Here is a 20,781-nt window from a genome sequence, read left to right on the forward strand (position 1 = left end):
CATTTTTTTATTATGACTCTTGATTCGCTTGTTCTTCTAAAATTTTCTTCATCATCGCAACCATGTCATCACGTAATTCTGGGTGTTGCAGAGCCATTTCGATTGTCGTTTGAACGAATCCTAGCTTTTCACCTACGTCGTAGCGCTTTCCTTCGAAATCGTAGGCAAATACACGTTGGATTTCATTTAAGCTTTGGATTGCATCTGTTAACTGAATTTCACCACCAGCACCGACATGTTGCTGTTCTAAGAACATAAAGATTTCAGGCGTTAAAATGTAGCGCCCCATAATCGCTAAGTTTGAAGGAGCTGTACCTTGTGCTGGTTTCTCAACGAAATTGCGAACTTGGTAACGACGACCTTCTTGTTCTAATGGATCGATAATTCCGTAGCGGTGTGTTTCATTTTCTGGAACAGTTTGTACACCAATAACAGAAGAAAGTGTTTTTTCATACTCATCCATTAATTGACGTAAACACGGTTTCTCAGCTTGGACAATATCATCACCTAGTAACACTGCAAATGGCTCATCACCAATGAATTTACGTGCACACCAAACAGCATGTCCTAGTCCCTTCGGCTCTTTTTGACGGATGTAATGAATATCTACCATTTTTGAAGAAGCTTGTACTTTTTCAAGCAACTCATATTTTTTCTTCTCTAATAAGTTTTGTTCTAGTTCAAATGCGTTATCAAAATGATCTTCGATAGAGCGCTTTGTTTTACCAGTAACAATAATAATATCTTCGATTCCCGATTTCACTGCTTCTTCTACAATGTATTGAATCGTTGGTTTATCTACTATCGGTAACATTTCTTTCGGCATTGCTTTCGTTGCTGGTAAAAAACGTGTTCCTAATCCAGCTGCTGGGATTATCGCTTTTCTTACTTTTTTCATCACAAAATACCCTCTCTCCTGTCGGAATCAATAGCAAGCATTTCCTACATAAAACAAAAGGGAGATTTCGCTCCCTTTTGTTCCTTACTACTTAAAATTACTTTGTATTATAAACGATTCATAATGTCTTCTTTAATAGTAAGTAACTTTTGTTCACTATTTTGTAAAGAACTATCTTTCACACCAAAGTAAAACTTAATCTTCGGCTCAGTTCCAGATGGGCGTAGGCAGAACCATGAACCATCCTCTAATTGATATTTTAACACATTTGATTTCGGTAAGTGAATCTCTTCTTTATGTCCATCTTGTAAAGATGTAACAACGCTCGCTTTATAGTCTTCAACTGCTACGACTGTTAAGCCCGCCACTTCTTTCGGAGGATTCTCACGGAACGTTGCCATCATCTCTTGGATTTTTTCCGCTCCATCTTTTCCTTTTAACGTTAACGATACAAGGTCTTCACGGAAGAAGCCGTACTTCTCAAATACTTCTAATAGACCGTCATATAACGTTTTCCCTTGTGATTTGTAGTATGCAGCTACTTCACATGCAAATAGAACAGATTGTACTGCATCTTTATCACGGCAGAATGGGCGGATTAAATAACCATAGCTTTCCTCATAACCGAATTGGAATTCATATTGTCCGCTTTCTTCATACTGTCTAATTTTCTCACCGATAAATTTAAATCCAGTTAGCGTATCAACTGTATCTAAACCGTATGCTTTTGCAATTGTACGACCAATTTCAGACGTTACGATTGTTTTTAATACGACACCGTTCTCTGGAAGCGTTCCGTTTTCTTTCTTTTGAGATAGTAAGTAATCAAGCATTAATGCACCTGTTTGGTTTCCTGTTAATACTTGGAACTCACCATTATGATTACGCACTGCTACACCAAGGCGGTCTGCGTCAGGATCAGTTGCGATTAATACATCTGCGCCTACCTTTTCACCGTCACGAATTGCATACTCAAACGCTGCGTGCTCTTCTGGGTTCGGTGATTTTACTGTAGAGAAGTTTGGATCTGGTAACTCTTGTTCTTTTACAACTGTTACATCTGTAAATCCAACTTCTTTTAAACCACGGCGTACAGAAATATTTGATGTTCCGTGTAATGGTGTAAAGACGATTTTTAAGTCTTTACCAACCTTTTGTACCATTTCTTTATTAATGATGACATTGTTCAATTCTGCAGCATATGCATCATCTACTTCTTGTCCAATAATATGTAATAAACCGTCAGTTTTTAATTGCTCTACATCAGCGACTTCAACTGTTAATTCATCTTCTACTGCATTTACGTAGCTAATTAACTCATCTGCCTCTTTTGGAGGTAACTGTCCACCATCTTCACCGTATACTTTGTATCCGTTATATTCAGGTGGATTATGGCTTGCCGTAAGAACGATTCCACTTACTGTATGTAAATGACGAACTGCGAAAGAAAGTACTGGCGTTGGACGTAAGCTTTCAAACACATATGTTGTGATACCACGTGCACCAAGTGTAGCAGCAACTTCCATTGCAAACTCAGGTGATTTATGACGAGAATCATAGGCTACAACAACACCACGTTTTTTCGCTTCCTCACCTAACTTTTCGATAAAGCTTGCTAATCCTTTTGTTGCTTTACGAACTGTATATACGTTTAAACGGTTCGTACCAGCACCAAGTTCACCACGCATACCACCTGTGCCAAACTCTAGATTTTTATAAAAGCTATCCTCGATTTTCTTCTCATCTTGCTTCATATTTTCTAGCTGTTCTTTTAATTCTGCATCTAATTGTGCGTAAGAAAGCCAGCGACTAAATTCTTGTTTCCAATTCATTCTTCTCTCTCCTCTCGCTCGTCATACCTTTATTATATGAAAAAAACATGCTGTATCTCAATATTTTATAAAATCTAACAGGATTTTACTAGGAATATTTGTATACACTATTGTTAAATACTCCACTAAAGGGAATGAGGATTATGCACGAATGGGGCTTGTCAGAAGAGCTCAAAATACAAACAAAGCAAATGATTGAAATTGCTGAAAAAGAACTATCGATTATGAGGAACGCAATCGATAAAGAAGACGAATGTATTTTATGCAAAATGGAAGATATTCATCATATGTTAGCAAATGTACAAACATTAGCAGCTACATACTATATTCAGGCATATTTATCACCTTATACGGAAAGTTCATCTTTTATTACGACAGCTATCCAACATTTAAGCGCCAGAAAACATGGTGCTCTTATCGTCGTGGAACGAAACGAGACGCTTGAAGCTCTCATTCAAACTGGAACGACATTAAACGCTCATTTAACTGCGCCATTACTCGAATCAATATTTTATCCAGGTAACCCCCTTCATGACGGTGCCGTTCTCGTAAAAAATAATCATATTGTCTCAGCTGCTAATATTCTTCCTTTAACGAAAAGTACAGAAGTTGATCCTGAGCTAGGAACACGTCACAGAGCTGCAATTGGCTTATCAGAAAAGAGTGATGCACTTATATTAGTTGTCTCTGAAGAAACGGGCCGTACTTCTTTTGCTTTAAATGGGATTTTGTATACGATTTCTTTATAAATACTTTTTAGCACCGTTTTGAACAGCACAGTAGTAAATGAATTTATATCGAATTACCAACAAATACGCCTACAATATTAATAAAAAAGGCTATCTCCAAAATTTGAGCCAACCTTTTATTCAAAAAATTATTCTTCTACAAAATGCTCGAAAAGTATACGAATTACCTACCCATTGCTGGAACTGCCCCATAAATTATGTGCACACAGCGATATCTAAGTACAATAATTATCACTTCATGTCTTGCTAACTCTTTTTGTACTCAAAACATGTTTAGAGTTCTTTCATAACAACTATATTTTTTCTAAAATGCTACACTTCCGGCTATTATTTTGTATCTATTTTTAAGAAATAGGAAAAAGGGTACTTTAGACATCCTATCTAAAGTACCCTTTATTAAAAATCTATTTTATTATAAAGAATAATTGGAGACTGCAAAATGGTAAAAATATAGCATACTTTCAAAATTATTTATAATTATTAATATTAATATTAAACATAAAGCAACTACTTTTACACGTCTCATCACTTTAAAACCATATGCCAATAATAACGGTATTGTAAACAGCATATGTGCGCCATAAATAAATGCTTCAGATGCCCCAAAACCAATAATTCCATGTAAAACAATATTAAATAGTAAACAGAAACTTAAAAACCTTACAAAAGGTTCTTTTCTAAAGTTTTTCCATACAGCTACTATTATAAAAGCATACACAGATACAATCACAATCCATCCGATCATAGTATGCGATGGAAGCATATTTAATTGTGCGAATTGCTCACCTTGTCTTAAAGTAACTTCCGAGAATGGTCCAAAGATGAATGAAGATCCTAATACTAAATGAAATGCTAGTATATACTTAGACCCTACATATTCCTCTGAAAAACCTTGTTTCTCTGTAAATTTAATATTAGTATTGATCACATCAATAAGTGATATGTTATTTTCTATAATCACTAATACGAAAAGAAGAACGACCACAATGATAGAAATACCAGTCCAAATGATTCTTTTCTTTAATGTTTTATAACTCATTACACTACCTAAAAACCACATAAACGAATTTGTTAATGTAACTCCCGTTATTCCTATTGCCAATAACATATTAGCAACGCTGAATCCTGCTTTCGCTTCTTTTTCTCCTGTAATAAACGGATAACATACAAAGCACATCAGTACCAATGTGAAATTGGCATAAACAAAAGATTCCGGTGTCCACGTAATAACTAACATAGTAGCTGAAAATCCGTACATAACCGCTAATAGGAAAGAAACAATTACATTCTTACAAATTTTACAACATAACATGTAAATCATGACTACACTTATCGTACTTAAGAATGCTTGGAAAAATATAATACCTTGCACTACATTTTTTACACCTAGTGATGATACCACTGTTGCTATTTCCTCAGTTAAAAAATTTAAAAATGGATGTCGAAACAACACTTCATCTGCAATTGGTATTTTAGCCAAGAAAAAACTTAAAATGTAATAACCCTGATCAAAAGAAAAATACATGTCATACCAGGAAGCTGTTAAAATCTTAGAGTCGTTTTCCATTTTCCAACCGATAAAAAAATAAAATGACCAATAAAAAATGAAAAGGACAAGGGCTAATATCCCCTTTCCTTTATAACCATTCCAAATACTCAATACTTCTTCTCCTCTCTAAGGTAGAAATACCATAATTAGATGTGCCACGTACCCAATAACTGTTCCTAACACCAGTCCACCAAAAATCTCATGCCAATGATGTCCTTGGCGCTCTCTTAATTTTTCTTCTTCCGAACTTATATGTTTATTCAACATTCTTGCATGTTTACCAACTGTACGGCGAAGTCCTGTGGCATCAATGATAACAATTGTTAAAATTGCCATCCCGATTCCAAACATCGGGGTATTAAAACCTTCATGAAACCCTATTGTCATGACCATACTTGATAAAATCGTTGTATGCGTACTAGGAAATCCACCATTTCCTACTAAACGAAAAGCATCTTTTCCAGAACGAAGATAATTCACTAAAAATTTTAATACTCCCGAAGCTACCCAAGCTATAAATGGAAGTACACAATATAAATATGTTCCCATTGCTTTACCTCCTATGATTTTGCAATAAATAAAATGCCAGCTACTATACATACCATTCCAGCAATCTTCATGAAATTGATTGTTTCACCAAATAATAATGCTGATGCAATAATAACAAACACATATCCGAAACTCACCATTGGGTATGCATAACTTAAATCAACCTTTCTCAGCACAATCATCCATAATAATGCACTTAAACCGTAAAAAGCTAGTCCGAAAAAGTTCGGTACGTTAATGAAATTCATAATACCTACAGCCGCTGAACTTTGTGATTTCATTGCGCCAAACTTTAATAAAATTTGCCCTACAACTCCCATACCAACTGATAAAATAATCATCAAAAATTGTTGCATCTCTATACTCCTTAACTGTTTATATTCAAAAAATGTTTTATTCCAAATAAAAAACGTTTAAGACACTCCTCTTAAACGTTTTAACAAACCCGAATAGAGTAATTAAAAGTTCAATAGTATAATAATAACTGTTATCGCATATAACAACACTGTTATTAAAATATGCTGATCCTCTAATAAAACTTTATCTGGTTCTCCACCTTTATCTTCCATGTGAACTAAATATAAATAACGAAAAATCCCGTAAATTACAAATGGGATTGTCCACATTAAATAGATACTTTTCCCTGCATTAAAAGTAAAGATAGCATAAGTTACAATAGTTGCCGACGTAACAATTGTACTTAATTGGTCTAACAAAGCTGGAGAATAACTTTCTAATACTTTTCTATGAGAACCTTTATTATTCTGTAACAATACTAATTCATGTCGTCTTTTATTAATGGCCAAGAATAGTGACAGTAATAATGTACATAATAAAAACCACGGTGTAAATGGCACTTGAATAACTAATCCACCGGCCAATGCTCGTAAAACAAATCCAGATGCAATAATTAAAATATCAATGATTACAACGTGCTTTAAACGAATTGAATACGCTACATTTAAAATAAAATAGACTGCTAATACTAAGCACAATAACGGATTTAGTATATATGAAACTACTAAAGACGCTACTAAAATAACACAACCTGCCGTAATAGCAAAATACGGATTTAATGCACCCGATGCCATCGGTCGATATCGCTTAACAGGGTGTTGTCGATCTGCCTCAATATCCATAAAATCATTTAAAATATAGACACAGCCAGATATTGCACAAAATAGTGCAAAACAAATTGCAGCTTGTGCCACCATAGTTAAAGATACTTGTTTTATCGAAAAGACTAACGCTGCAAATACAAGCAAGTTTTTAGTCCACTGTTTCGGGCGTAACTGTTTAAAAAACAATACAACTATATTTTGTTGAGATAAAGTTCCTTCCCTCATAATAATAAGAGTGCTTCTATTTTGTCACTCTCTTCTTTCCCTCCCTATTCAATTGTTATTTACTTCTAATACAGGAAAGATTATATCACATAAGTATAACATTGAAAATCAACTATTAAATACCAATAAAGAGGTCTCTCATCCATATTGGTATTTCTAATAGACAAAGCTACAACAGCATTACACGCTCATTAATGGAATCAACATTTTCTAAAAGTAACCATCTTCATGATGATGCATTCTCGTTAAAATAATCGTATCGTCTCCATTGCTAATATTCTTTCATTAACACAATTACAGAAGTTAATCTTGAGCTCGGGACACGCCTCAAAGTTACAATTGGCTTACCCGAAAAAAGTGATGCACTTGGTTCTGTAAAGAAACAGACCGTACTTCCTTTTTCAAATGGAATTTTATACACAATTTCTTTATAAACATTTTTTTCAACAGCGTAGTAGCAAACGAAATTATATCGAATTACCAATAAAAAAGGCTGCCTCAAAAATTTGAGACAGCCTTTTCTTCAAAAAATTATTCTTCTCCGAAACGCTCCACAAGTGTTGCAAGTGTACGTACCATTGCGCCAGTTGCTCCAGCTGGACCTAAGTCGTGCGCACCTTTTGTTTCTGATGTTCCAGCGATATCTAAGTGTACCCATGGTGTATCTTCAGCGAATTCGCCTAGGAATGTACCTGCCATAACCGCATGTCCTTCACGGCCTGGTGAGTTATTTAAATCAGCAAACTTACTGTTTCTCACACGTTCTTTATCACGATCAAAAATCGGTAGTTGCCAAATTGGCTCATCTGTTTCCATAGAAGCCTCTAGCACTTGCTCAAATAACTCTTCATTATTTGTCATTGCGCCTGTCGTATAGTTTCCAAGTGCAACAATTACACCGCCTGTTAATGTTGCAACATCAACAAGGTAGTTTGCACCAAGGTTTTTCGCATACGTAATACCGTCAGCTAAAGCTAGACGACCTTCTGCATCCGTATTTAATACTTCAATTGTTTTTCCGCTCATAGATGTGATTACATCGTCTGGCTTAAATGCCGTACCACTTACAACGTTATCAGTTGAAGGAATAACAGCGATCACATTTTGTTCTGGGCGAAGTTCACCGATAATTTCCATCGCACCTAATACAGCAGCTGCACCGCCCATATCACCTTTCATACCAACCATGCCTTCACGTGGTTTTAAAGAATAACCACCTGTATCGTATGTAATACCTTTTCCAACGAACCCAATGACATCTGTCCACTCTTCTTTTCCTTTATAAATAAGAGCGATCATTTTTGGTGGCTCTACACTACCTTGGTTTACTGCAAGTAACGCACCCATACCAAGGTCTTCCATTTCTTCTTTTTCAAGAACTTTATAGTCCATATCATATTTCTCCGCTAATTCAACAGCATACTCAGCAAGCTTTGTCGCTGTTAATACGTTTGGCGGCATATTTACAAGTGTACGAGCTGAATTTGTTGCACGTCCATGTACGTAGCCAACTGTTAATGCTGCTTCAATTTCTTGTGCATCTTCCGCTGTAATAGCCGTGAACTTCTCTAACTCTACACGATCCTTTTTATCTGATTTATACGTTTGTAACTCATATGTACCAAGGCCTTGTACCTCTGCCGCAATATGAGCGACATCAATCGCGTCTAATTTCTCTGTTACGAAAGAATCAAGTAAGATTGCTGCATCTTGTACTTTTGCTGCTTGCAGTGTTTTAAACGCCTTACCAAGAGCCGCACGTAACGTTTCTGTCGTGTAAGATTCCTTCTTTCCTAAACCAACAAAGTAATAACGTTTCACATTTGTTTTCCCTAAGCTATGTACTTTCGAAATGGCCTTTTTCTTCGTAGATAATTCTTTCTCTTCTAGTAAAACTTGTAATTGCCCTTCAAACGCTTTGTCCAGTTCTTGTACAAAACTACTCATTTTCTCTTCTTCAAATAAAGCAACAATTACCGCTTCATGACCTGCTAATTCTTTTTGTACTTGAAACATGTTCAGACCCCCTAAATTTCTCTACCACCATTATAACTTTATTTTCGATAAAATGCGATAATTCTAACTACAGTTATATGGCGTGTAAAATCACAGATCCAAAATCTCCTCTATCATGAAATAAGCCAAGAAAAAAAGTCTAGCGTAATTACGACTAGACTATCTTTGTTTTAAATATTGACCACGAAACACTTGCATCGTTTCGTCTTGATTTAACATCGTTAACTCTTCTTCTGTAAACTTACCATTTCCTACTTTTACTACGTACACATTTACTTTTTTCTTACCCCATTGGCTATAAACATCTTTCACCGTATCATAATATAGATCAAGACGGTTTCCTTTTATTGCACCGCCCTTATCAGCTACTACACCATACCCGTAACCTGGCACGAAGAGAATCGTTCCAATCGGGAATACGCGTAAGTCCGCAGCAATTGTGGAATATAAATCCCTTTTCACTTTGACACCTGAATATGTAATACCATACTCTGGATGCCCTGGCCTCTTACCAGTTGACTCAATCCCCGATGTATAACCTGTTGCAGTCATTTCAATTGAACGATATTTAGACCAGTCGTTTGCCTGCTCTAAAGCATTTATCACTTCTTTACTCGGAGCAACATTTCTCTTAACTTCTGCTGCATGTACTTCTTTTGCACTCATTCCTTCATATATCTTTACAATCTCTAATAAAGAAACTCCTGTGAAAGCATTCCATGTTACGCATAATGCAATTGCAAGTAAACAAGTCATCATAATGCGAATACAATATCGTTTTAACATTTTTATATTCCACACTCCTTCATCGTTAATCATTCCCTATACGATGAAGGAATATGCAAAAAAAATAATCTCCAACTTAATTGGAGATTAAAACATTTGATATCCGCTTTTCCGAAGTTTCTTGATTACGACTCCTGCTAAAGCAGCCCCTACTAATCCAGTAGATAGAATAAATACGTCTGCTTGTCCTAAGTGCGATACACTTGTCCCAAATGAAGAAAATGTTTCTTTCGGTTTTGAAAAATAATCCCACATACTCGCTTTATTAATAATAAGCATACAAACAATCGGATACACAATAACCATTACCCAAGTAGCTCGCAAAATCATGTTGAGTAAAAATCCAATTCCAAAGAACAAAATAAAGAATAACATCATTGAAATAAGTAGTACCGGTATACTCACTCTTTTCCCCTCTCCTTCGCACGTGCCGTAAATACGTGATAAGCTGTATAACCAAATGGTTCACCTGGATTTAATGTTTTGTCCACTTCAAGATGTAGTTCTGATCTTCCTTCTAACAAATATTTAATAAGCACAGACGTATTCGGATCGTCTACAATCTTATCCGGATGTAAGAACGCCACTTCAGACAATTCTTTCTCCTGTACAATAATATTTTCTCCTTCAGGTTCCAAAAGGAAAATAATCATATTATCACTAATCTCATTACGAATAACACCCGATCGAACACCAATAATCCCCTTCACATGAGCGACAATGCCTGTCTCTTCTAACACTTCGCGTTTCACAGCTTCATCAACCGTCTCACCTTCATTTACAAAACCAGCCGGTAAAGACCATTTCCCTTTTAATCCACTGTATTTCTTCTTAACAAATAGCCACCTACCATCTTTTGTAGCTACTAAACCACTAACAGCTAGCCATACCTTCCCTCGTTTCTCCATGATGTAATAACCTCCTCCATCAGAACGGACAGAATATTCTTTCTTTTTTATATATTATACTATATTTTTAATATGAAAAAAGCAGAAACAGCTCTTAGCCGTTTCTGCTTTTTCTACTATATATTAAAAGAACTTTAATTTACCTTTTTTAAGAACTAATAAAGGTCCACCTAATAAGAATAGGTAACGGTTATCGATTACTTTCTTCATGAAGGAAGCTTTCCAACCTGTTAACTTTTTACCCATAACAACGCCCATTGCATCGTCATGACCTAAAGAACATACAGATCCTTTATTATCGAATGCGAATTTCTTCATTTCGCCCTTGCCACGAACTAATACAGTTAAGTTGTGTGCAATATTGTAACCTTGTTGAATTGCAATTTGTGCTGTTGGTGGGTAAGGACGGTTAATTTCTTCATTAATGATTAACGCTGCGTCACCAACCATGAATACATCTTCGTATCCTGGAGCGTGCATGTACTCATCAACTTTTACACGTCCGCGCATTGCTTCAAAGCCAGACTCTTCCACAATACCATTACCACGAACACCTGCAGCCCAAACTACTGTTTCAGACTTAATTAATTCAGTGTCATCGCCATTCGCAACGATAATACCTTCTTCAGTTGCTTCTTTAATTGCTGTACCGATGCGGAATTCTACACCTTTTTTCTCAAGTTGTTTTACAGCGTATTCTACTAACGCTGGATCAAAACCTGGAAGTGCTGTTGGAGCAGCTTCTACACAGATGATACGTGCTTTTTCACGTGGTACATTATACTCTTTGCAAAGTTCAGGAACACGGTTTGCAAGCTCACCTACGTACTCGATACCAGTAAATCCAGCACCACCAACAACGATTGTTACTAACTCATCGCGTTGTTCAGTTGCATATTTAGAGAAACTAGCTTCCATATGCTCACGAATTTCACGAGTTGCATTAATGTTAGCGATTGAGAATGCATGCTCTTTTAATCCTGTAATTCCGAATGTTTCTGATTCGAAACCAAGACCAATTACTAAGTAATCATACTCTAACTCGCCATCTTTTAAGATAATGCGTTTTTCAGCAGCTTTAATTTCTACTACTGTGTCTTGTACAAAGTTCACTTTATTTGTATCAATAACGTCTTGAATATCTAGACAGATTTTTTCATCTTGTAATGTACCAGCTGCGCTCTCATGTAACCAAGTCGCTTGGTAGTGATAGCTGTTGTTGTTTACTAGCGTAATTTCAGCTTCATTTACAGATAATGCTTTTTGCAGACGAACAGTCGTAATCATCCCGCCATAACCTGCACCTAAAACTACGATTTTTGGAGTCTTCACCAAATCACAACCCTTTTCTTTATATAATAGTAATGAAAAATAATACCAAGTACTAAAAACTCTATTTGTCAAGAATGTGGAATTTATCACATTCTATATCATAACAAAACGCAGTCAAAAAATCGTACGAATTTTGTCATAGAAATTTAACATAATACTTCCCTATATTAGTCGGTTTTATTCCAGAATTCAAGCGTCTGGAGAATTATCAATATTTTAAAATAACATAGCGTTTTCAAGGGTTTTTTAGCCTTTTTTTCATGTATTTTCCTTTCTGTATATTTTATACAATAAAAAGAACCTATGCGAAAACTTACACACAATTCAGTCGTTTTCAGAAGTATTATGAACTCAAATATGCTATCATTTATTTGAAAGTGTCATCATTTGCAGGATTTTCGTGTACATATGAACAATATATGAAATCAATATCAAAATTCCATCTATAGGGGGAATGAAAGTGGCAGAAAATCAAAAAGTTTACGACATAACAATTATTGGTGGTGGTCCAACGGGACTGTTCACAGCATTTTATGGCGGTATGAGACAAGCAAGTGTAAAAATCATTGAAAGCTTACCTCAACTTGGCGGACAATTATCCGCACTCTACCCTGAAAAATACATTTATGATGTGGCTGGATTTCCAAAAGTACGCGCACAAGAATTAGTTGATAACTTAAAAGAGCAAATGAAGAAATTTGACCCAACTGTTTGTTTAGAAGAAGCTGTCGATACGCTTGAGAAACAAGCTGATGGTATATTTAAACTTGTTACGAATAAGCAAACTCACTATTCTAAATCAGTTATCATTACTGCTGGCAATGGTGCTTTCCAACCACGCCGCTTAGAATTAGAAGGTACAGCGAAATACGAAAAGAAAAACTTACATTATTTCGTTGATGATATGAATAAATTTGCTGGTAAGCGCGTCGTAGTATTTGGCGGTGGCGACTCAGCAGTAGACTGGACAATGATGTTAGAACCGATTGCTGAAAAAGTTACAATCGTTCATCGTCGTGATAAATTCCGTGCGCATGAACATAGCGTAGAAAGCTTAATGAATTCTCGTGCAGAAGTAAGTACACCATACGTTCCAGTAGAACTCATTGGTGATGACAAGATTGAACAAGTCGTTCTTCAACATGTAAAAACGGAGGAAAAAATTATCATCGATGTTGATGACGTAATCGTAAACTACGGCTTCGTTTCTTCTCTTGGCCCAATTAAAAACTGGGGCTTAGATATACAAAAAAACAGCATCCTTGTAAATTCAAAAATGGAAACAAATATTCCTGGCATTTACGCTGCTGGTGACATTTGTACATATGAAGGAAAAGTAAAACTTATCGCTTGTGGATTTGGCGAAGCACCGACAGCAGTAAACAATGCAAAAGCTTACTTCGATCCAAATGCAAAACTTCAACCGATGCATAGCTCAAGTATGTTTTAATATGCAAAAATAAAGCTCCTTCCATACGTGGAAGGAGCTTTCCTTTTATATAACATAAAAGCACACTGAGTCCAATAAACTATCGAACTCAGTGTGCTTTTCGTCTAAAAAATTATTGTTTTCTTCTTCTACCTAATACGAATAATACTCCGCCAACTAAGAATGAAATTCCCGCACCAACTGACATCATCCATGAATGTGCTGCCCCTGTTTTCGGTAATTCTTTTTCTACTTTTGCTTGCGGTTCTTTAATTAACTTTTCCAGTCTTACTTCCGGTTTCACTTCTGGTTCTTTCGGTTCTTTCGGTTCTTTCGGATCTTCCGGCTTCACTTCTGGTTCTTTCGGCTCTTCTGGTATCTTAAGATCTTCTTTTGTTTTCGGTAAAATTGTAACTGTAGGCTCAAGTGGTGGATTTATTTTATCGTCCACTACCGCTCTATTTGTTATCCCTTTACTTGGTGCTGCTTTTACCTTCACTTTAAAAATAATACTACGTTCTTTCGTATCTGTAATTTCTAGATACTTTGCTATTACTTTTCCAAACTCCATTTTTAACTCTATTGGATTTGGTTCAGCCCCTTCAAATCTAATGCTATCTTGCACGTACTCTAAACCGGCTGGAATTTCATCTTCTACCTTTACCTCTGCTAGTTTGCCGTTTTCTACCGTATTTTTGAAACTAATTCGGTATTCTACTTCTTCTCCTAGCTTCGGTTCTTTATTATTTACTGTCTTCGTCGCTTTTAACTTACCATCTTTATATTCTGGCTTTATTGTCGCTGTCGGTTCCATAACTGGATGATCTGGATCATCTACATGAATGATCGCTTTATTTGTTATTTCCTCTCCAACTTTTACTGATTCTTTTACCTTTACTTTAAAGATGATACTTCTTTCTTTCGTATCCGTAATTTCTGGATACTTCACTGTTACTTTTCCATTCTCGACTTTAAGTTCTGTTGGCACAGGCTTATCACCTACGGCCTCCAGACTTTCTTTCACATACTCTAAACCAGACGGAATTTCATCTTCAATCTTTACATCAACTAACTTCCCGCCATCTACTCTGCCGTTAAAAGTAATTCGATATTCGATTTCTTCCCCTAGCTTTGGTTCATGGTTACTTACTTCTTTCCTTGCCTCTAGTTTCCCATCTTTATATTGAGGTGTAATTGGTATAAGTGACTCAACTGGTGGATTTGTCGGATTATTATCATCCACAACCGCCTTGTTTATAATTTCTTTTCCTACTTGTACCGTTTCTTGTACTTTCACTTTAAAGATGATACTTCTTTTTTTCGTATCCGTAATTTCTGGATACTTTGCTGTTACTTTTCCATTCTCAACTTTAAGTTCTACTGGATTTGGTTCCGGCCCATCAGACTTTATACTATCCTGTACGTATTCTAAACCAGCTGGAATTTCGTCCTCTACTTTCACCTCAGTTAGTTTGCCGTTTTCTACCGTATTTTCAAAACTAATTCGATATTCTACTTCTTCTCCTAACTTCGGCGTTTCATTATTTACCGTCTTCTTCGCTTCCACTTTTCCGTCTTTATGCTGCGGAGTAATTTCTGCCGTCGGTGTTTCTGGTTCATTTTTCGTATCATCAACAATTGCTTTGTTGACGATTTTTTTACCGACTTTCACTTCTTCCTTTACTTTCACTTTAAAAGTGATACTTCTTTCTTCTGTGTCCGTAATCTCTGGATACTTCGCCATTACCTTACCATTTTCCATTTTCAATTCTACTGGATCTGGCTTAGTACCTTCTGCTTTCACACTGTTTTCTACATACTCTAAACCTTCTGGTAAAGTATCTTCTATTTTTACCTCTGCTAGTTTTCCGTCTTCTACCGTGTTTTTAAAACTAATTCGGTATTCTACTTCTTCTCCTAACTTCGGCGTTTCATTATTTACCGTCTTCTTCGCTTTCACTTTTCCGTCTTTATGTTGCGGAATAATTTCTGCTGTCGGTGTTTCTGGCGGATGTTTCGTATCGCTCACAATCGCTTCATTAACAATTGAATCGCTCACTTTACCTTTTACTTTCACTTTAAAGGTAATACTTCTCTCTTTTGTATCTGTAATCTCAGGATACTTTGCCATTACCTTACCGTTTTCAAATTTTAATTCCACTGGATCTGGCTTAGAACCTTCTACTTTTAAACTATCTTTCACATACTCTAATCCATTTGGTAAATCATCTTCTATTTTTACCTCTGTTAGCTTTCCATGTTCTACCGTATTTTTAAAGCTAATTCGGTATTCCACTTCTTCTCCTAACTTCGGCGTTTCATTATTTACTATCTTTTTTGCTTCAAGTTTTCCATCTTTATACTGAGGATTAATTTCCGCTGTCGGATTAACTGGCTTATTTTGCGAATCATCAATAGTTGCTTTATTAATGATTTTTTTACCGACTTTTACTTCTTCTTTTACTTTCACTTTAAAAACGATACTTCTTTCTTCTGTATCCGTAATTTCTGGATATTTTGCCATTACTTTACCGTTTTCAAATTTCAGCTCTACTGAATCTATTCCGGCACCTTCTGCTTTCAAACTATTTTCTACATACTCTAAACCTTCTGGTAAAGTATCCTCTACTGTCACGTCTGTTAGCTTTCCGTTCTTTACCGTATTTTTCATACTAATTCGGTATTCTACTTCTTCTCCTAACTTCGGTGTTTCATTATTTACGATTTTCTTCGCTTTAATTTTTCCATCTTTGTGTAATGGTGTAATTTTCGCTTCTGGTTCTTTCGGATCTTTCATATCATCAACAATTGCCTTATTGATGATTTCCTTCCCCACTTCCGCTTCTTCCTTCACCTTTACCTTAAAGACAATACTTCTTTCTTTCATATCCGTAATATTGTCGTATTCAGCAATAACTTTTCCATCTTTCACACTTAACTTTAATGGAGCTGGTTTATCACCTTCAGCCTTTTCACTGCCTTTTATATACTCTAAACCGTTAGGAATTGTATCCTCTATTATTACCTTTTCTAGTTTTCCGTTTTCTACCGTGTTCTTAAAGCTAATTCGGTATTCTACTTCTTCTCCTAGTTTTGGTGATGGATTATCTACTGTCTTCTTCGAATCAATTATTCCATCCTTATGTTGTGGAGTAATTCTTTCCTCCGGTTCAATCGGTGGATTTTTCGTATCATCAACAATTGCTTTATTGACAATCTCTTTATCTACTTTTACTTCTTCCTTCACCTTTACTTTAAAGACGATACTTCTTTCTTTCATATCCATAATATCGATATACTTAGCTTTGACTATCCCATTTTCAACAGCTAATTCTACTGGTCCAGGTGCTTCTCCTTCGGCCTTGATGCTATTTTCTACATATTCAAGACCTTTTGGAATTGTATCTTCCACTCGCACCGTTTCTAGTTTTCCGTTCTCAACCGTATTATGAAAACTAATGCGGTACTCGATTTCTTCACCTAACTTCGGCTTCTTATTATTAACTACCTTTGTAGCAGCAATTTCACCTTTTTTACTTTGCGGTGTAATAACAACCTTCGATTCAACAGGCTCATTTTTCGGATCTTTTGCAATTGCTTTATTTACAATTGCCTCCCCTACCTTTGCCGAATCTTTTACTTTCACTTTAAAAACAATACTTCTTTTTTCTGTATCCATAATCTCTGGATACTTTGCCATTACTTTGCCATCTTCCACTTTTAGTTCTACTGGCTCTGGTTTTATACCTTCAGCTTTCAAACTATCTTTCACGTATTCAACACCTTTAGGTAGTGTATCTTCTACTAGCACCGTTTCTAGTTTTCCGTTTTCTACCGTATTATAAAATGTAATTCGGTATTCCACTTCTTCTCCTAGTTTTGGTGTTTGATTCGTTACGTTTTTTTCTACATCCACTTTACCGTATTTATAATCCGGCGTAATCTTTTCTTCTGGATGCTCAGACTGTCCATTTGGCTCACTCTCAACCGCTTTATTAACAATCGTTTCTCCCGCTTTTGTCTCTTCTTTTACTTTCACTTTAAAGGCGATGCTTCGCTCTTTTGTATCCGTAATTTCTGGATATTTTGCGATTACCTTACCATTCTCTACTTTTAACTCTACTGGATTTGGTTCAATACCTTCAGCTCTCTCACTGCCTTGAACAAATTCTAAGTTAGCTGGAATTTCATCTTCTATTGTAATTGCATCTAGTTTTCCGTTTTCCACCGTATTTTTAAAGCTAATTTGATATTCAAATTCTTCTCCTAGCTTCGGCTTCTTATTTGTTGCCTTTTTCTTTGCATCAATTTTACCGGCCTTATGCTGTGGTGTAATCTTCTCTTCTAGATCCTTTGGTGGATTTGTTTTATCACTAACGGTTGCTTTGTTAACAATTTCTTCACCAATTTTTGCAGTTTCTTTTACTTTTGTTTTAAAGACGATACTTCTTTCTTCCATATCCATAATTTCTGGATACTTTGCAATTACTTTGCCATTTTCAAACTTCAGCTCTACTGGCTCTGGTTTTACACCTTCGGCTTTCAAACTATCTTTCACGTATTCAAGACTACTTGGTAATTCGTCTTCAATCGTCAATACATCTAGACGTCCATCTTTTATCTTATTTTTAAATGTAATACGATACTCTACCTCATCACCTAACTTCGGTGTTTTATTAGAAGCTATTTTTCTCGCCTCTATTTCCCCTGGAACTTCTTTTGGGGTAGTAACCGTAACATTTCATCGTCCTCAGTTTCATACTTTATCTCGGCACTATCTTGTCCCTTTAAAACAACGACATTTTTTACTGTTGTATCTGATTGTACAGAATCTTTCACTTTTACTTTGAATGTAATAACGGTACTTTCACCCGGCTTTAAAACACCACCGTTTTTAGCATCTGCACCTTCACCAACACGGAAATCAATTTGATTATTTACAAACTCTGCTTCATCATCGCTTGCATTATCTGTTTTATTTCCTTTATTACTTCCAGAAACATATTGAATAGATCCCGGGACATACTCTAAACGATCATCTAATTTATCAAAACCTTTTACATTTGATACCGGCGCTTGGTTATTTTTCGTATCATTTTTCACTTCAATTTGATACGTAAACTCTTCACCAGCTTTAACGTCCTTAATTTCTTTTCCGGCACTATCTAATGCCTTTTTATCAACTTGTAAGTTTGGAGCATTATGTTCTGTAACGAATGTAGCGTTATTTAATACGTAAATATCACCGCCACCACCATATGCTCTAAAACGCATTTTTGCTTCTTTTAAATCATTTTTCACTTGAGTGGGTCCTTCAAGGTGATACGTATGAATATCTGTACTGAAAGAATTTGTCCAATCTGGATTATATCCTGGGTATTTTTTTGTAACAAATTCGTTAGTACCATCTACTTGTACTTCTGTCATAGATGAGTCATTAACATCATTATCTTTACCTTTAATATTTTTAAACTTTTGATACCCTAACCCAAAATCATACTCTCCATAATCATAGGCATATCCATCATTATCAGCTGGATCACCTTGCGATGAAAAATAACTAAATTTCGCCTTAAAAGCGCCTTCTTTTGGTGTGTTTATTTTATTAACACTAATATCTGTCCAGGCTGTACTTTTTTGAGAGACTAGCCCTTCCCAAATCTTCATGTCTTTTACTGTTTCTTTATAGTTTTCATAAACTAATATAAGATTCCAGTTACCCCAGTAATAGCCGCCACCTGTTACATCTTTAATTTGTGGCACATTTGCAACTGTCAACGTTTGAGAAATACCTTGCTGTGCAATTATATTTGTTACTTCTGCATACGCTACATATCCTGCGCCACTACCTGAATAATTAGAAATATAAGGTAGATAATCAGCTTTTCTTATGCTATCAGCAGTTACCTCTGCATATTCTTTATTTCCCATTCTCATTTTGACTGGTTGCCTTACTTGATCCTCGGTAACCTTTCTATCAGCGATATTTCCTGGTAACCCCATTGCTGCTGTCCAGAATAAGTAAGCCTTTTTCACTTTACTTCCAGCAGGAATGTTAGGAAATGCACCTGTTGACGAATTAAAAGTACTATCATCGTTATCAACATCAACCGTCATTTTATTCGTTTTATAACCCATACTTTGTCTGCCATAATGATCAGATGTCAAACCAAGCGTCACATTACCAGTCTGTACTAAATTACCAGGAGCAATTGTAGAATACAACGGGTCTCCAAATCCTTGTTTATCTCCTGTTTGGATTTGAACCTTCGAAGCATTTTCTGATGCAGCTTGTACTTCTGCATCACTCTGCTTTACTGCTAAAGGTGATTGCTTTTTCTCTTTTTCTAGTTGCTTCTCAGCCTCAGGTTGTTTTATCTTCTCTATTTCTGTTTTTTGTGCAGATGTATTTTTATCTTCTACAGATACTTTTAATTTTCCATCCACTTCTTTAGTTTTTGAATCAGTTGTTGATCCGATAGCTTTCTTACTACTGTCAGCCTCATCATCGGTATTAGCTTCTAACTTCTCTTCAGAAGGAAGCCCTTCAACATCTACAGACATGTTTCCTATTTGTAGTTGATCCTTTTGCACACTAATTTTTTGCTTATACTCTTTATTAAAATGTTGCGCACGACGAGCTTTTATTAATACAGTCATTTTTTCATGTGATTTTAAATCTTGAATTTTAAGATTAGAAGAAAGAACCTTTCCTCCATTATCTTTTTCCTCTACATAGAAATCCGCTACCTTATTTTCAAGTAACTTCTCTCCGTTTACTTTCACAGATTGCGAAAGAAACTCAATTCCATTGTCATTATTTTGTTTAATTACTAATTCTCGGATTGGTGTATCTCCCGTATTTTCAATCTTATATTGAAATACGTGCTCCCTCTCCGCTACTTCTCCCTTATACATTTCAGCATTCACTTGATCTGCCTTAATTTTCACATCATTTCCTTGTAACTCATCCCAGCTTTTTTTATTTATCTCTGTAGCAAAAGCACTGGGCGAAGGCAATATGATGGATAGAAGAAGTGTGATCATTGTTACGACATTAAAACACTTCAATACTTGCTTCATATTTTCTACCTTTCTCCTTTCTATATACTTGCTATCCGTCTACTAAATTGCAGTAACCCTTTCATTTAGTAGACGAATACATAGCAATATATATCCACTCGCAACAATCCGACCTACGAAAATGTATCGTTGAAATCCCAATGTCAACAATATAAATCTCATAGAATATTACTATTTTAATTTATCAAAAATAGCATATATACCGGACACTTATACAAACCTTTACCATACTTTTAATATAGTAAAAACACCGTGCTGTATAGGTTTATATAACAGTTAAAGGATACTTAAAAATTTTAACATA

14 protein-coding genes and 1 pseudogene are annotated in these 20,781 nt (G+C 35.7%); 2 read left to right on the forward strand and 13 right to left on the reverse strand.

All coding sequences use genetic code 11. The annotated features are described in order from the left end of the window. Positions 1 to 10: 10 nt before the first annotated feature. Together galU and HMPREF2590_RS21235 are read right to left on the reverse strand one after the other, a co-directional pair. Positions 11 to 898, reverse strand: coding sequence for a UTP--glucose-1-phosphate uridylyltransferase GalU (gene galU / locus HMPREF2590_RS21230; protein WP_030029053.1), 888 nt, complete (start codon positions 896 to 898; stop codon positions 11 to 13). 107 nt (positions 899 to 1,005) lie between these two features. Beyond that, positions 1,006 to 2,730: a phospho-sugar mutase gene (locus HMPREF2590_RS21235; RefSeq protein ID WP_001104223.1), complete on the reverse strand. Its 1,725-nt coding sequence runs from the start codon at positions 2,728 to 2,730 to the stop codon at positions 1,006 to 1,008. 143 nt (positions 2,731 to 2,873) lie between these two features. Here HMPREF2590_RS21235 and cdaS point away from each other — a divergent pair, with 143 nt between their 5' ends. Next, positions 2,874 to 3,479 (forward strand): sporulation-specific diadenylate cyclase CdaS, encoded by a 606-nt coding sequence (gene cdaS, locus HMPREF2590_RS21240; RefSeq protein WP_000545252.1) that lies wholly within the window; start codon positions 2,874 to 2,876, stop codon positions 3,477 to 3,479. A 412-nt stretch (positions 3,480 to 3,891) separates the two neighbouring features. Here cdaS and HMPREF2590_RS21245 read toward each other — a convergent pair whose 3' ends face one another. From HMPREF2590_RS21245 to HMPREF2590_RS21290, 9 genes are all read right to left on the reverse strand, one after another. Next, entirely contained in the window at positions 3,892 to 5,139 is a 1,248-nt protein-coding gene (locus HMPREF2590_RS21245) for a DUF6080 domain-containing protein (RefSeq protein ID WP_000029661.1), read from the reverse strand. 15 nt (positions 5,140 to 5,154) lie between these two features. Continuing rightward, a complete protein-coding gene (locus HMPREF2590_RS21250; protein WP_000537666.1) occupies positions 5,155 to 5,577 on the reverse strand; it encodes a divergent PAP2 family protein in 423 nt (140 codons plus the stop codon). Between the two features lie 11 nt (positions 5,578 to 5,588). Beyond that, positions 5,589 to 5,933 (reverse strand): EamA family transporter, encoded by a 345-nt coding sequence (locus HMPREF2590_RS21255; protein ID WP_001183889.1) that lies wholly within the window; start codon positions 5,931 to 5,933, stop codon positions 5,589 to 5,591. Positions 5,934 to 6,035: 102 nt separating this feature from the next. Next, positions 6,036 to 6,923 carry a decaprenyl-phosphate phosphoribosyltransferase gene (locus HMPREF2590_RS21260; RefSeq protein ID WP_001206694.1) on the reverse strand — a complete coding sequence of 296 codons (888 nt, stop codon included), beginning with the start codon at positions 6,921 to 6,923 and terminating at the stop codon, positions 6,036 to 6,038. Positions 6,924 to 7,454: 531 nt separating this feature from the next. Further along, the gene (gene pepA, locus HMPREF2590_RS21270; RefSeq protein ID WP_050822159.1) at positions 7,455 to 8,939 is read right to left on the reverse strand and encodes a cytosol aminopeptidase; all 1,485 of its coding nucleotides are present in this window, start codon (positions 8,937 to 8,939) and stop codon (positions 7,455 to 7,457) included. Between the two features lie 159 nt (positions 8,940 to 9,098). Further along, on the reverse strand, positions 9,099 to 9,725 hold the full coding sequence (locus tag HMPREF2590_RS21275) for a 3D domain-containing protein (protein ID WP_000920098.1): 627 nt from the start codon (positions 9,723 to 9,725) through the stop codon (positions 9,099 to 9,101). 87 nt (positions 9,726 to 9,812) lie between these two features. Beyond that, positions 9,813 to 10,130 (reverse strand): YuiB family protein, encoded by a 318-nt coding sequence (locus HMPREF2590_RS21280; RefSeq protein ID WP_000027016.1) that lies wholly within the window; start codon positions 10,128 to 10,130, stop codon positions 9,813 to 9,815. After that, positions 10,127 to 10,633 (reverse strand): NUDIX hydrolase, encoded by a 507-nt coding sequence (locus HMPREF2590_RS21285; protein WP_000415321.1) that lies wholly within the window; start codon positions 10,631 to 10,633, stop codon positions 10,127 to 10,129. The genes HMPREF2590_RS21280 and HMPREF2590_RS21285 overlap by 4 nt, the downstream gene beginning before the upstream one ends. A 123-nt stretch (positions 10,634 to 10,756) precedes the next feature. Next, entirely contained in the window at positions 10,757 to 11,965 is a 1,209-nt protein-coding gene (locus HMPREF2590_RS21290) for an NAD(P)/FAD-dependent oxidoreductase (protein ID WP_000856612.1), read from the reverse strand. A 460-nt stretch (positions 11,966 to 12,425) separates the two neighbouring features. Between HMPREF2590_RS21290 and HMPREF2590_RS21295 the strand changes: the two genes are divergently transcribed. Continuing rightward, the gene (locus HMPREF2590_RS21295) at positions 12,426 to 13,415 is read left to right on the forward strand and encodes an NAD(P)/FAD-dependent oxidoreductase (protein ID WP_000829788.1); all 990 of its coding nucleotides are present in this window, start codon (positions 12,426 to 12,428) and stop codon (positions 13,413 to 13,415) included. 112 nt (positions 13,416 to 13,527) lie between these two features. Here HMPREF2590_RS21295 and HMPREF2590_RS31260 read toward each other — a convergent pair whose 3' ends face one another. After that, complete coding sequence (locus HMPREF2590_RS31260) at positions 13,528 to 13,746, reverse strand: LPXTG cell wall anchor domain-containing protein (protein ID WP_438502881.1); 219 nt, start codon at positions 13,744 to 13,746, stop codon at positions 13,528 to 13,530. Between the two features lie 36 nt (positions 13,747 to 13,782). Then, positions 13,783 to 20,477 (reverse strand): annotated as a pseudogene (locus tag HMPREF2590_RS21300) (isopeptide-forming domain-containing fimbrial protein); the annotation flags it as partial. Positions 20,478 to 20,781 lie beyond the last annotated feature (304 nt).

The sequence above is a fragment of the Bacillus sp. HMSC036E02 genome, assembly GCF_001836235.1.
Classification (GTDB): Bacteria; Bacillota; Bacilli; order Bacillales; family Bacillaceae_G; genus Bacillus_A; species Bacillus_A cereus.

Excerpts from the sequence above, each read along its gene's own strand:
- HMPREF2590_RS21285 (WP_000415321.1), bottom strand. The coding sequence starts at position 10,633 with ATGGAGAAACGAGGGAAGGTATGGCTAGCTGTTAGTGGTTTAGTAGCT.
- galU (WP_030029053.1), bottom strand. The coding sequence starts at position 898 with ATGAAAAAAGTAAGAAAAGCGATAATCCCAGCAGCTGGATTAGGAACA.
- HMPREF2590_RS21260 (WP_001206694.1), bottom strand. The coding sequence starts at position 6,923 with ATGAGGGAAGGAACTTTATCTCAACAAAATATAGTTGTATTGTTTTTT.
- cdaS (WP_000545252.1), top strand. The coding sequence starts at position 2,874 with ATGCACGAATGGGGCTTGTCAGAAGAGCTCAAAATACAAACAAAGCAA.
- HMPREF2590_RS21275 (WP_000920098.1), bottom strand. The coding sequence starts at position 9,725 with ATGTTAAAACGATATTGTATTCGCATTATGATGACTTGTTTACTTGCA.
- HMPREF2590_RS21250 (WP_000537666.1), bottom strand. The coding sequence starts at position 5,577 with ATGGGAACATATTTATATTGTGTACTTCCATTTATAGCTTGGGTAGCT.
- pepA (WP_050822159.1), bottom strand. The coding sequence starts at position 8,939 with ATGTTTCAAGTACAAAAAGAATTAGCAGGTCATGAAGCGGTAATTGTT.
- HMPREF2590_RS21255 (WP_001183889.1), bottom strand. The coding sequence starts at position 5,933 with ATGCAACAATTTTTGATGATTATTTTATCAGTTGGTATGGGAGTTGTA.
- HMPREF2590_RS21235 (WP_001104223.1), bottom strand. The coding sequence starts at position 2,730 with ATGAATTGGAAACAAGAATTTAGTCGCTGGCTTTCTTACGCACAATTA.